13 protein-coding genes and 1 pseudogene are annotated in these 13,044 nt (G+C 50.4%); 9 read left to right on the forward strand and 5 right to left on the reverse strand.

Annotated elements, in window-relative coordinates; genetic code table 11:
• Position 1: 1 nt before the first annotated feature.
• The 6 genes from DYC63_RS06455 (at position 2) to DYC63_RS06480 (ending at position 4,677) form a co-directional block, all read left to right on the forward strand.
• Positions 2-460 (forward strand): ExbD/TolR family protein, encoded by a 459-nt coding sequence (locus DYC63_RS06455; RefSeq protein WP_115218474.1) that lies wholly within the window; start codon positions 2-4, stop codon positions 458-460.
• On the forward strand, positions 447-1,544 hold the full coding sequence (tolA, locus tag DYC63_RS06460) for a cell envelope integrity protein TolA (protein ID WP_115218475.1): 1,098 nt from the start codon (positions 447-449) through the stop codon (positions 1,542-1,544). The genes DYC63_RS06455 and tolA overlap by 14 nt, the downstream gene beginning before the upstream one ends.
• A gap of 84 nt (positions 1,545-1,628) precedes the next feature.
• Complete coding sequence (gene tolB, locus DYC63_RS06465; RefSeq protein WP_115218476.1) at positions 1,629-2,894, forward strand: Tol-Pal system beta propeller repeat protein TolB; 1,266 nt, start codon at positions 1,629-1,631, stop codon at positions 2,892-2,894.
• A gap of 26 nt (positions 2,895-2,920) precedes the next feature.
• Entirely contained in the window at positions 2,921-3,517 is a 597-nt protein-coding gene (gene pal, locus DYC63_RS06470) for a peptidoglycan-associated lipoprotein Pal (RefSeq protein ID WP_115218477.1), read from the forward strand.
• A gap of 9 nt (positions 3,518-3,526) precedes the next feature.
• A complete protein-coding gene (bamD, locus tag DYC63_RS06475; RefSeq protein WP_115218478.1) occupies positions 3,527-4,111 on the forward strand; it encodes an outer membrane protein assembly factor BamD in 585 nt (194 codons plus the stop codon).
• A gap of 80 nt (positions 4,112-4,191) precedes the next feature.
• Positions 4,192-4,677 (forward strand): FKBP-type peptidyl-prolyl cis-trans isomerase, encoded by a 486-nt coding sequence (locus DYC63_RS06480; protein ID WP_115218479.1) that lies wholly within the window; start codon positions 4,192-4,194, stop codon positions 4,675-4,677.
• A gap of 175 nt (positions 4,678-4,852) precedes the next feature.
• Here DYC63_RS06480 and DYC63_RS06485 read toward each other — a convergent pair whose 3' ends face one another.
• Positions 4,853-5,413 (reverse strand): YceI family protein, encoded by a 561-nt coding sequence (locus DYC63_RS06485; protein ID WP_115218480.1) that lies wholly within the window; start codon positions 5,411-5,413, stop codon positions 4,853-4,855.
• Positions 5,414-5,484: 71 nt separating this feature from the next.
• Complete coding sequence (locus tag DYC63_RS06490; protein ID WP_115218481.1) at positions 5,485-6,900, reverse strand: S41 family peptidase; 1,416 nt, start codon at positions 6,898-6,900, stop codon at positions 5,485-5,487.
• 109 nt (positions 6,901-7,009) lie between these two features.
• Here DYC63_RS06490 and DYC63_RS06495 point away from each other — a divergent pair, with 109 nt between their 5' ends.
• Positions 7,010-8,080 carry a TRAP transporter substrate-binding protein gene (locus DYC63_RS06495; protein WP_115218482.1) on the forward strand — a complete coding sequence of 357 codons (1,071 nt, stop codon included), beginning with the start codon at positions 7,010-7,012 and terminating at the stop codon, positions 8,078-8,080.
• Positions 8,081-8,384: 304 nt separating this feature from the next.
• The gene (locus DYC63_RS06500) at positions 8,385-8,648 is read left to right on the forward strand and encodes a hypothetical protein (RefSeq protein ID WP_115218483.1); all 264 of its coding nucleotides are present in this window, start codon (positions 8,385-8,387) and stop codon (positions 8,646-8,648) included.
• A gap of 351 nt (positions 8,649-8,999) precedes the next feature.
• On the opposite strand, the pseudogene DYC63_RS06505 reads toward DYC63_RS06500, so the two are convergent.
• Positions 9,000-9,506 (reverse strand): annotated as a pseudogene (locus DYC63_RS06505) (glucuronate isomerase); the annotation flags it as partial.
• Here DYC63_RS06505 and DYC63_RS06510 point away from each other — a divergent pair.
• Entirely contained in the window at positions 9,472-9,708 is a 237-nt protein-coding gene (locus DYC63_RS06510; RefSeq protein ID WP_147284940.1) for a hypothetical protein, read from the forward strand. The pseudogene DYC63_RS06505 and the gene DYC63_RS06510 overlap by 35 nt on opposite strands.
• A gap of 50 nt (positions 9,709-9,758) precedes the next feature.
• On the opposite strand, the gene DYC63_RS06515 is transcribed toward DYC63_RS06510, so the two are convergent.
• Both DYC63_RS06515 and gdhA read right to left on the reverse strand, forming a co-directional pair.
• On the reverse strand, positions 9,759-11,408 hold the full coding sequence (locus tag DYC63_RS06515) for a SulP family inorganic anion transporter (protein ID WP_115219485.1): 1,650 nt from the start codon (positions 11,406-11,408) through the stop codon (positions 9,759-9,761).
• A 232-nt stretch (positions 11,409-11,640) separates the two neighbouring features.
• Positions 11,641-12,978: an NADP-specific glutamate dehydrogenase gene (gene gdhA, locus DYC63_RS06520; protein WP_115218486.1), complete on the reverse strand. Its 1,338-nt coding sequence runs from the start codon at positions 12,976-12,978 to the stop codon at positions 11,641-11,643.
• Positions 12,979-13,044 lie beyond the last annotated feature (66 nt).

The following is a 13,044-nucleotide window of genomic DNA, read 5'->3' on the forward strand; positions in this document are numbered from 1 at the left end:
CATGGCTCGCCGTGTTCGCGCCCAGCGCATGAAAGCAGAAATGAACGTTGTGCCTTATATCGATGTGATGTTGGTACTGCTTGTGATTTTTATGATTGCCGCGCCGCTGATGCAACGTTCAGTGGAAATCAATCTGCCCGAGGTTTCCGAGCAAAATAGCGAAGAGCAGGGACAAAGCGAAGATTTGACCTTGCCATTGGTGCTTACCGTCGATGCCGCCGGCAGTTATTATCTCAATATCAGCGCTCAGCCGACGACGGCGATGAGCGAAGCGGATATTCAAAGCCAAGCCGCCGACTATTTGCAGGCGCATCCTGAAATAGATGTCTATGTGAGCGGCGATGCGGCGGTGGATTATGCCCATGTGATTAAAGGTGTGGATTATTTGCGCGCCGCCGGTGCGCGGCAAGTGAATTTAAGCAGCCAATTGCCTCAAGAGCCGAGCAATGAGAGCGAGTGAAAAACGGGCTTTGGCGGAAAATGCGGCGGGCGTGTTCGGCGTGGTGCTGAGCGTAGGTTTGACCGCTGCCAGCATTTGGTATCAAAAAGATGTGCTGCTGCCGAATTTTTCTCATCATAACAGTAAGACTGCCGGCGGCACGGCGGTGGATGCGCAGATGGTCAGCGCGCAGGATTTGCAGGCGCGTCTTGACCATATCGAAAACCGCAAACGCGAAATTGAAGAAGAGCGTTTAGCCAAGATTCGCGCCGAGCAAGAGGCGAAGCGCCGCGCCGAAGAGGCGGAGAAACGCCGCATTGCCGAAGAAAAACGCAAAGCGGAAGAAGTACGCAAGGCGGCGGAACGAGCAGCAGCAGAGAAAGCGGCTGCCGAAAAAGCCGCCAAAGAGCGAGCGGCACGAGAAAAAGCAGAAAAAGCGGCGGCGGAAAAAGCAGCGAAAGAAAAAGCAGAGCAGGAAAAAGCGGAAAAATTAGCCCAAGCCAAGGCAGAAAAAGTCGCCAAAGAAAAGGCGGAGAAAATCGCCGTGGAGAAAGCCGCCGCGGAGAAAGCCGCTAAGGAAAAACAAGAGCAGGCGGCAAAAGAAAAGGCAGAAAAGGCGGCAAGAGAAAAAGCCGAAAAAATCGCCAAAGAAAAGCAGGAAAAAGCCGCTAAGGCGGCAAAAGAAGCGCAGGCAAAAGCCAAGGCGGCGGAAGAAAAAGCCAAGCTCGATGCGATTAGCGCACCGGCTTTGGAATTGTCCAGCTATGATGGAAATGCGCAGGCGCAGTCGGGAGCGGCAAATTCGGCGGCGGTACAGCAGGCGCGCGATTTGGCGTTTTCCGCCTTTACGACAGCCGTGCAGGAGAAAGTCTGGGGGCGTTGGGTCATGCCTTTGAATGTGCCGGACGGTTTGAGCGCGAAGGTCGTGATTAGCCTTGACCGTAACGGCAAAGTCTTGAAAGCGCGCGTCAGCGCGAAAAGCGGCAATCCTTTATATGACGCTTCGGTCTTGGATGCGGTGAAAAAAGCCTCGCCTTTGCCGATGCCCAAAGACAGCCGTTTGCTTGACATGATTGTGGAGGAAGGAGTGGAATTTCGTTTCTAAGCTTTTCTTTGCGTACTAGAAACTGCTACAATTTCACCCTTTGTATTTTCAACGCTCATTAATTTTGTTGATTGAGGATTATCTATGAAAAGACGCAACCTTTTGGCTTGGGCAATCGCATTGTCTGCCGGTTTTTCCTTTGCACAGGTCAGCATCGATATTCCTGCGGCACAACGGCGTGCGGCAATTCCGATTGCCATTGTGCCTGTGCCCGGAGATCAGGAGCAGATGGATTATATTATTGCCAGCGATTTGTTTAAATCAGGCTATTTTCAGCCGATTGCGCCGGATCGTTTTAGCAATCGCCCCAATTCGCCGAACGAGATTGATTACGGGCAGTTTGCGCAATTAGGCGCGCAATATGTGGTTCTGGGGCGTTTGCTAGGCAATGCCGGGCAAGCGCAATTCGTGATGAATCAAGTGGGCGATCAAGCGGTGGTCATGAATGAAGAGATGCGCGGCGCGAGTAATCGTATGGTAGCGCATGCCACTGCCGACCGCATTTTGGAAGTTTTGACTGGCAAACGCGGCGCATTTGCGACCCGCATTGCCTATGTATTGGAACAAAGCGGAAGTAATTCGCGGCGTTATGCTTTGGTGGTCTCGGATATTGACGGCGGCAACCGCCAAGAAATCGCCTCAAGCGATCAGCCGATTCTTTCGCCGACATGGTCGCCGGACGGTCGTCAATTGGCTTATATGACTTATGCCGATTATCAAGCGCAAATTGTGATTCAAAGCGCAGAAGGCGGCGGTCGCCGTGTGGTTTTGCAAAGCGACAGCACCAGTAGTGCGCCGGCATGGTCGCCGGACGGCAGCCAATTGGCGGTGTCTTTATCGACCGGCGAAGGCAATATGGATATTTTTCTCGTCGATGTGGGCAGCGGCGCGCAAAAGCGTTTGACCAATCATGCCGGCATTGATACCGAACCGGCGTTTTCGCCCGACGGCGCCAGCATTTATTTCACTTCCGATCGTGCCGGCAGTCCGCAAATTTATCGTATGGGACGCAATGGCGGCGGCGCGGAGCGCGTAGTCGTCGGCAGTAATTACAGCAGTAATGCGGAATTGTCGCCCGACGGTCAATATTTGGCTTTGACGCGCCAAAGCGGCGGCGGCTATCAAATCGGTTTATACGAATTAGGCAGCGGACGTTTCAGTGCTTTGACCAGCGGTCGTTTGGACGAAGGTTCGACTTTTGCGCCTAATGGAGAAATGCTGATGTACACTGCGATGGAAGGTGGACGCAGCGTATTGAAATTAATTAATTTAAAAGGAGAGGTCGTGCAGACCCTTTCCGATCCCGGCGGGCGTTTGCGTGATCCTGCTTGGGCACCTTATTCACGTTAATTTGACTTTTTTAAGGGATTGAAATCATGAAATTAAATAAATCTGCTACCTTGATTTTCGGTGCGGCGCTGATTATCGCGGGTTGTTCCAAACCTTATGGCGTGGATGCTTATGGCAATGCGCCTCCTAATGAAATTTACGGTGCAGGGGGAACGGTATATGGTGCGGACGGCTACACCGTGCCGGGCAAAAGTACGATTTACGGTAATGTCCAAACTAATCAAAGAGCGTCTTACGGCGATTTCTATGAGGATCCGACTTACGGCGTGAATGTGGTTGGTGGGCCTCAGGCAGGTGCGAAAGACCGCGTGATTTATTTCTCTTATGACAGTTCGCAATTGGATTCGCGTTCTGTGGCGGTGGTCCAAGAACATGCCCGTTATCTGCGCGAAAATCCGCAAACGCGCGTGGTACTGGAAGGGCATACCGACGAACGCGGCAGCCGCGAATACAATTTGGGCTTAGGCGAACGTCGTGCCTATTCCGTGCGCAATGTCTTTATCGAGCAAGGTGTGAATCCTGCCCAGTTGCGCGTATTAAGCTATGGCGAAGAGCGTCCGGTGGATTTCTGCTCTAATGAAAGCTGCTATGCGAAAAACCGCCGTGCGGTGATTGTGTATTAAGATTAAGCGATGAAGAAGATTTCCATTTTTGCGGCAAGCATGCTGTTAGGCGCTTGTTCCTCCGGTTTGCAAGAAAAACTAGACCAAAGCACGGCGACAATCCAACAATTACAAAATCAAGTCGTGGATTTACGCGCGGAAAATGCAGGTTTGCAACAGCAATTGTCCGAAGCTAAACAAGCCAGAATTCCCACCGGTGTGATTGCGGTAGATGCCAGCGGCACAGGCAGTCTGTATCAGCGGGTTTCTGCCGGAACGGTAGTGAGCGAAGCGCATGGCGTCAGCTATGACAATGCCTTGCAATTATACCGCGCAGGAGATATCGATGGCGCAATTCGCAGTTTTGAAGCTTTTTTAGCCGGCGGGGCGCAAGGAGAACAAGCTGCATTGGCGCAATATTGGATTGGCGATGCCAATTACAGCAAACAAGATTATCCACAAGCCGTGCGTTATTTAGGTACTTTTTTACGCAATATGCCGCATAGTGAGAAATCTGTGCCGGCTTTGGAAAAATTGATTCGCGCATTACGTGCCGTCGGACGCAATGAAGATGCCGATGTCTTGCAAAGCCAAGGTGTCAGTGCGATTCAATAAATGTTTACCGCTCTTGTCGCGCTTACACGGCAAGAGCCTTTCTACGCCGCATTTGCGGCAAATAACATAAGGAAACCTCAATGAGCCAAATCACCCATAACAGTGCAGTCAGCATTCATTATCGATTGACCGATGAACAAGGCAATCAGTTGGACGCTTCTACGCAAGAACCATTAGTGTATCTGCATGGTCATCACAACATTATTCCCGGTTTGGAAAAGGCTTTGGAAGGCAAGACGGTCGGCGATGAATTGACAATAACCGTTGCGCCGGCAGAGGCTTACGGGGAGTATTACCAAGAAGCCGTGCAGGATATTCCGCGCGAGTATTTCCAAGGGGTCGATACGATTGAAGTGGGCATGCAGTTCCAATCGCAGACGGAAAACGGTCAGCCGATGTTGGTGCAGGTCATTGCCGTTGACGATAAGACGGTCAGAGTGGATGCCAACCATCCTTTGGCAGGTAAAAGCTTAACTTTTGAGGTGAAAATAGTGGATATTCGCGCCGCGACAGAAGAAGAGATTGCGCACGGACATATTCACGGCGTCGGCGGACATCATCACTAATCCGCTTTTTTTAATAAGGCGATAAAAAAGGCCGCTTATATAGCTTCTTCAGATTAAATTGAGGCAATAAAAATTTTCAACATATTGAAAAATATTTCAATATGTTGTTTTAAGGCATATCATTTTAATCTGAAGAGACTATAGCAGCCTTTTTTTTGCGAGAGTGATAAATCTTTTATTGCTTCAGAGCTTCGATTTGAATCACGATATCGACTTCTTTGGCAAAGCCTTTGTCAATCAGATAATCCACGCCCCATTGGCTGCGGTCGATAGTAGCGGTGAAATCGCCGCCGCAAACTTGGGTTTTTGCCATCGGGCTGTCGTAGCAATTGAATTTTTCCGCTTTCAGCGTTACCGGCGCGGTTTTGCCTTTCATGGTCAATTGTCCTTCCACGCTTTCTAATTTGTCGTCTTTTACGTTGAATTTCTCAGATACGAAGCGGATTTCAGGGAATTGCTCCACATCGAAAATATCCGCGCTTTTTAAATGCTCGTCAAAATGTTGATTGCCGCTGCTGATGTTGTTCACCGGTAGAGTAACATCGATTTTGCCGGTTTTGCTTTCCGAATCAAATTCCATGCTGCCTTCTAAATTATGAATGGCGGCACGGTTGGTGCTGGTGCCGAAATGGTCGATACCGAATCCTGCATTGGCATGTGCAGGGTCAAGTTTGTATTCGGCGGCATTTGCCAAGGCGGCAGCAAATACGAGACTGCTTAAGAGCGCTTTTTTCATGGGTTTCTCCAATGGTTTTAAAAAGAGGGCTTATGATAATTATTTTTGACTTGAATATAATGGCGATTTTTTCATGATGCGGGAATGCTCGGTATTGCAGGATGGGCTTCGCTGCTGCTGCTAAAAGGCGTGCTTTTCGGCAGGTTTTCTTCTGTGGACGTCGCAGATGCGGTGTTTTGTAAAATACTCATGGTGGTTAAGATATTTAGGGCTTCATATAGTGCAAAATCTTGTTCGGCAAGATTGGCGGCAGCATTATGGTTCGAAGCGCTGCCCTCTATTTTTGCAGCGCTATGCTGATTGGGTAAATGGTTGGGCAGATTGCGCTCGCTGTCATTGTTGCTTTGGCGTTGTTGATTAACTTTGAGCGGCGATAAGATGACTTGCGGACTGATGCCGGCGGCTTGGATACTGGTGCCTGAAGGGGTGTAATATCGGGCGGTAGTGAGTTTGACGGCGCCGCCGTGATAGAGCGGAGCAACGCTTTGCACGGTGCCTTTGCCGAAAGTTTGCTGTCCGATAATCAGGGCGCGTTGGTTGTCTTGCAATGCGCCGGCGAGAATCTCTGCGGCAGAAGCGGTGCCGCCGTTGACGATGACGACTATCGGTAGATGATTTAAGGCATCGCCTTCATTGGCGATAAATTCTTCTTGATCAATATCTCTGCCGCGAATGCTGACGATGATGCCTTGGGAGAGAAACAAATCGGCGCTGTCGATGGCGCTTTGGAAGATGCCGCCCGGATTATCGCGCAAATCCAGCACCATGCCTTTGACTTGGTATTTCACATGCAGAGCTTGGATTTCTTTGGCTAGGGCTTCGGCGGTATCTTCTTGAAATTGGGTGATGCGCACATAGGCGTAATCGAGATTGAGCATGCGCGAGGAAACGCTGTTGGCATGGACGAGTTCGCGCACAAGGCTTAATTGCTGCACGGTGTCGCCGCGCACAATAGTTAGATTGACCGTCGAGCCGATTTCGCCGCTTAAGAGATTGTCGATTTCATAGAGGCTTAATTCGGCGACGATTTTTCCGTCCACTTGGCTGATGATATCGCCTGTAGTAATACCGGCTTTGGCGGCGGGCGATCCGTCAATGGCGGAAATCACGCTGGCCGAACCGGCTTTGATGTCCAATACCATGCCCAGTCCTGCATATTGTCCTTCGCTGCTTTGGGTAAAACTTTGGTATTCGCTTTCGTTCATATAAGCGGAATGCGGGTCAAGGCGCGTGAGCATACCGCGGATGGCGCCTTCGATAAGGCTTCGGTTATCCACTTGATCGACATAGCTGTTTTTAATCGTGTCAAAAACATCGACAAAGGTTTTCAAGACATCGAAAGGAATATCGTCAGGCTTATTGCCGCTGTTTTCTTGACTGAGCGAGGTCAGCTCCAAAGGATTGACTGCCGCTGTCGAAGGGGCAGGGGCGTTTTGGGCAAAAGCCGCGATATGGCAGCAGGCAAGAAGAGGAAGAAAAACACGCATGGCAGAATCCGCTAAAAATTTGTGCTAGATTATCGCATCTTGTGTGAAAAAATACATGACACTCCGTAAAGACTGTGGCAGTATCCGCATTTTTCACTAGGAGGATAATATGAAACGCAGACAATTACTCACCGCAACTAGTGCCGCTGCTTTAGCATTGGGCGCCGGCGCAGCACAGGCAAAAGAGAAAGAGCAGAAGTTCAACTGGAAATTGGTTATGGCTTGGCCGAAGAATTTCCCCGGCTTGGCAACATCGATGGATTGGTTCGTGCAAGAGGCGAAAAAACTCTCTAACGGCCGTTTGAATATCACGCTATACGGGGCGGGAGAATTGGTGCCGGCTTTCGAGGTCTTTAATGCGGTCAGCGAAGGCACGGCGGAAATGGGACATAGCACGCCGTATTATTGGAAAGGCAAGATTCCGGAAGCGGAAATGTTTTCATCAGTGCCTTTCGGCATGCTGGCGGATGAAACCACCGCTTGGTTCTTGGAAGGCGAGGGACGCAAATTACTGACGGAATTGTATAAGCCTTTCGGGGTCGTGCCTTTTATCGGCGGCAATACCACCATGCAGATGGGCGGCTGGTTTAATAAGGAAATCAACAGCCCTGAAGATTTGAAAGGCTTAAAAATCCGTATGCCGGGCATCGGCGGCGAAGTGTATAAAATGGCGGGCGCTTCGCCGACATCTTTGCCGGGTTCGGAAATTTTCACTTCCATGCAAAGCGGCGTCATCGATGCGACCGACTGGGTCAGCCCTTGGAATGATTTGGCATTCGGTCTGCACAAAGCGGCAAAATTTTATTACAACGGCTGGCAGGAGCCTTGCGGCCTGATAGAAATTTTGCTCAATGAAAAAGCCTTAGCCAGCCTGCCTGAAGATTTGAAAGCGATTATTGAAAACCTGACACAGGCCTTAAACCAAAGAATGATGAACGCCTTTATGCACAATAACGGTCAATCGCTTAAGGTTTTGCAGGAGCAGCATAAGATCGAAATCCGCAATTTCCCTGCCGACGTCTTGAAAGTTTTCAAAGAAAATACCGCCAAATACTTAGAAACCTTTGCCGGTAAAAGTGCGATAGCAAAACGTATCGTGGACTCTTATCAAAGCTACCAAGCCAGTCAAGTTGAATACGCTAAAAACCGCATCCAATTCGAACAATCGCGTATCGCTTAGGAGGCAGTATGAAAAGACGGCATCTGCTTAAAACGGACGGTGCGGCTGTCGTCTTGGGCGCGGCAGGCGCTGCCAAGGCGCAAGATAAAGCCATTCATTGGAAATTGGTCATGACATAGCCGAAAAACTATCCGGGACTGGCTGCCGCCATACAATGGTTTGCCGACGAAGTGCGGCGCGGCAGGCGGAAGCTGCATTTTTCCGCGGTATAAATTTAGCGCTTGACTTGTATTTTTTTTTTTTTGTCATAATGATAGCTCCATTTTTATGGGTTTTTTAATGTCATTACTAAGGAGCTTTGCTTATGACGGATGTGAATGTTCAATCGAAGGGCGGTACCGTGGCGGGGATTATCGCCTGTGTGCTGGCAGTGTTGGGAATCCTGTTTCTCGGCATCCTCTTTGTGCCGTTGGCCGCGATTGTGGCGCTGATCGGCACGATTTTTGCAGTCAAAAGCCGCAATATGGGCGGTATCGGTATTAATGTTCTGGCCTGGGTGCTGACCCTTGTCGGCCTGATGACCTCGCCGGTGTTGCTGATGGCCATCGGCATCGGCGCATCGGCCTAGGGGCTGTTAACCATTCGGAGCCAGTTGCCTTGTCGTTCAAAATGGCGGTATGCCGTCATTTTGGACACAAACTGAAGGGGCGGTTCCAGTTTTTGACAGTGTAATTTTTCATAAAAACATAACGTTAAATAGGTGATTGAGTAAATGCCGCGCGCGACAGTTTGAGCAAGAAAATCTATGATTCCTATCATAAATTCTTGTCGGAACGGCGCCTGTGGTCGGAAAACGAACGGCGCTATCTTGTAGCTCGTAATACGTTATGATTAAATTTGATAAATAAATTAGTCAAGTAGATTATTTGACTATGTTGATAATAAAGGCTTCGCAGAGCGAAGCCTTTTTATTTTTTCTCTAGTTTTCAAAATATTGCTTAGCATTATAAAAGCAAATATTGCGGATGATTTCGCCGAGCAGTTTTTCATCGGCGGGGAGTTCGCCTTGTGTCACCCAGTTGCCGAACATATTGCATAGAATGCGGCGGAAATATTCATGTCTTGTGAAGGAGAGGAAGCTGCGGCTGTCAGTCAGCATGCCGACAAAGACGGATAAAATCCCCATTTGCGCATGGGTCATCAGTTGTTCTTCCATGCTGGCTTTTTGGTCGTTAAACCACCAGCCGGAGCCGAATTGCACTTTACCGCGAATGCCTTCTTCTTGGAAGTTGCCGCACATGGTGGCAAGCAGGGCGTTGTCGCGCGGATTAATGGTGTAAAGAATAGTTTTGGGCAGTTGGTCGCTGCTGTCCATCGCATTGAGCAGGGCGGCGAGGTTGTCGGCAATCGGGCGGTCGCCGATGGAGTCATAGCCGCTGTCCACGCCGAGTTTGGCAAACATTCTGCCGCTGTTGTTGCGCTCCGCCGATGCCGCACCTATGCCTTATCTGCATGGGTTGCTGTGTTTCGGGCGGGACGGACGCCATAATCTCGAGGCGCTGCTCGAATGGGCGGATGCCGACGGCGAAGCTGCGCATGTGATTGCCCAGTATCTCTGTACCGCTCGGCATGCGGATTACGGCTTATGCGATTATCACGAATGCTGGATTGCGCTGAAAGCGGAATAACTCATCGAAAATGAGCGAGATTGCCGCCGCTATTGACGGCTTATTGTGATTCACATGAGATGCCGATAGGCGCTGTGGCGGTCGGGGAAAAGATTCTCCGCGCCCACTTTCTCTATCAAACCGCAGCGCCTGAGAATATCCTGCGGCTGCGGACGCAAACCGCAAATCAGCAGGGGCATATTGCGCTCCTGATAAAATTCCAATAACTCCTCTAAAGTTTCCGCGCCCGAACTGTCGATATAAATCACGCCCGAAAAATCCAAGACCATCGCCTTGCCCTGCTGATACTCAATCCGCTCTAATAATTTCGTCGCCGCGAAAAAGAGTGCGCCGGTCAGCTTATATGCCGGCACATCCTGCGGCGCATCCGTCAGCGGCTCGGCAATCGTCAAACTGGAAATGCGGTAAATAAAAATCAGACAAGCCAAAAGCAATCCCACTTCCACCGCCACGCTCACATCCACAATTACCGTCAGCGCGAATACCGTCAATAAAGTCAGGCGGTAAGGCAGGCGGAAACTGCGCAAACGCAAAAATTCCCGCCACTCGCCCATATTCCAAGCCACAAACATCAAAATCGCCGACAAGGCGGCAAGCGGAATATATTGCGCCAGCGGCGCGGCAATCAAGACCACCAAAAGCAGCACCAAGGCATGCACCATGCCGGCAATCGGACTGCTGCCGCCGTTCTTAATATTGGTAATCGTGCGTGCAATCGTACCGGTAGCAGGCATACCGCTGAAAAAAGGCATACTCATATTGGCAATTCCCTGCGCTAAGAGCTCCTGATTGGAATCATGCTTATCCTTAATCAGACTATCCGCCACCCGCGCGCAGAGCAAAGACTCAATCGCGCCCAAAATTGCCAAAGTAAAAGCCGGCATCAATAAAGCGCCGACCGCCGTCCAAGAAATATGCGGCAAACTGAACTGCGGCAAACCCTGCGGAATACCGCCGAAGCGCGAACCGATTGTCTCCACCGACAAATGCAGACTCTTCGTCATCAACGTGGCAAAAATCAGAGCAATAATCGAGCCCGGAATCAGCGCCAAAGACCCTTGTACGCGCGGCAGCAATCCCGCCGCCTCGGGCAGATTCACCCGCCTTTTCATAATCTTCTGCCAAGCGATAATCACCGCCAGCGAAGTCAGCGCCGTGGCGCAAGCCTGCGGATTCCACGAGGGCAAGGCTTGAAATAATGCCCGAATTTGCGCGGAAAAACCTGCCGGCATCTCGCTAATCCGCAAACCGAGAAAATCCTTAATCTGCGTCATGCCGATTAAGACCGCAATCCCATTGGTAAAGCCGATAATCACCGCCACGGGAATAAACTTAATCAAAATCCCCATGCGCAAACAGCCCATCAGAAACAGCATCACGCCGCTCAGGAAAGTGGCAATCAGCAAACCGCCGACGCCGTGCTGCTGCACAATGCCGTATACAATCACGATAAAGGCGCCGGCAGGTCCGCCGATTTGCACGCGCGAACCGCCGAACAGAGAAATCAGAAAACCCGCGATAATCGCCGTAAAAATTCCCGCCTCCGGCTTTAAGCCCGAAGCAATCGCAAAAGCCATTGCCAGCGGCAAAGCCACCACCGCCACCGTAAAACCGGCGCCGATATCCCGAATCAAACGCTCGACAGAATAATCCAACAACAACTCGGCGCTTTTCGGACGAAAGCGCGGCAAAAACAACATAGCAACATCCTTAATTCCTACGGCAGAGGCAAAATTATAGTCCTCTTTGGCGGCAAAGGAGAATAAAGCCGTCGCAAACATACTCATAAAAAAGATAATATTCAAAACGGATCTTAGAAACGTTCAGAAAAACAAATTTTAAGCTGGATTAACTATAGAGATTTTTCCTCTCAAAGCATAAAAGCGGCAATTGCCGCTTTTATATTGAGTGTTTTCGCTAAAACAAGCCGTTTTACACAATGCCTTGATCCAACATGGCATGGGCGACTTTCTTGAAGCCGGCGATGTTGGCACCGGCCACATAGTTGGTAAAGCCGTCATGAGTGCCGTTTTCCACGCAGTTTTCATGGATGTTTTGCATGATGTCCGCCAATTTGGCATCGACTTCTTCGCGCGTCCATGAGAGGCGGATGGCGTTTTGGCTCATTTCCAGTCCCGAGGTTGCCACGCCGCCCGCATTTGCCGCTTTTCCGGGGGCATAGAGGATTTTGGCGTCGATAAAGGCTTCTGCCGCGTCTAGGGTGGAAGGCATGTTCGCGCCTTCGGCAACGCAGATGCAGCCGTTTTTCAACAGGGTTTTGGCGTCTTCGCCCTTAAGCTCGTTTTGGGTGGCGCAAGGCAGGGCGATATCGCAGGCGACATCCCAAGGTTTTTTCCCTTCAAAGTATTGCAAGCCTTGTTCTTCGGCATAAACGGAAAGACGTTCGCGGCGTTCGTTTTTCAGCTCAAGCAAGGCGGCAAATTGAGCTTGGCTCATGCCTTTGTCGTCAAAACGCACATAGCCGTTGGAATCGGATACGCTTAAGACTTTCGCGCCCAATTGCAGGGCTTTTTCCGCAGCGTATTGCGAGACGTTGCCCGAACCCGAAATAACGACGCGTTTGCCTTCGATGCTTTCGTCGCGCGTTTTGAGCATATGTTGCACAAAATAGACGGCACCGTAGCCGGTGGCTTCGGGACGGATAAGGCTGCCGCCCCAGTTAAGCGCTTTGCCGGTCAGCACGGAGGTAAATTCATTGCGCAGTTTTTTGTATTGCCCGAAGAGGAAGCCGATTTCGCGTCCGCCGACGCCGATATCCCCTGCCGGTACGTCAGTATCCGCGCCGATGTGGCGGTAAAGTTCGCTCATAAAGGCTTGGCAGAAACGCATGACTTCGCCGTCGGATTTGCCTTTGGGGTCGAAATCCGATCCGCCTTTGCCGCCGCCCATCGGCAATGCGGTCAGGGCGTTTTTAAAGACTTGTTCGAATGCCAAGAATTTCAAGATACCCAAATTGACGCTGGGATGAAAGCGCAAACCGCCTTTGTACGGTCCGATGGCGGAGGACATTTGCACGCGATAGCCGCGATTGACTTGCACTTGTCCTTTGTCGTCTACCCATGCCACACGAAACATGATCACGCGCTCCGGCTCGACAATGCGCTCTAACAGCCCTTGCTGCGAGTATTTAGGATTTTTGGCAAGAAAAGGGGCAAGACTGTGGAAGACTTCTTCGACGGCTTGATAAAATTCTGCTTGGTTGGGGTCGCGCTGTTTGATGCTGTTAAACAGGCTGTCTAATTGACTCATGTTATCTCCGGTTGTTCATTAAGAGTTTTTAGCTTAACAAAAAAATTCCTGCGGTAAAGCGGAAAT

This window comes from Suttonella indologenes (assembly GCF_900460215.1).
GTDB classification, from domain to species: Bacteria; Pseudomonadota; Gammaproteobacteria; order Cardiobacteriales; family Cardiobacteriaceae; genus Suttonella; species Suttonella indologenes.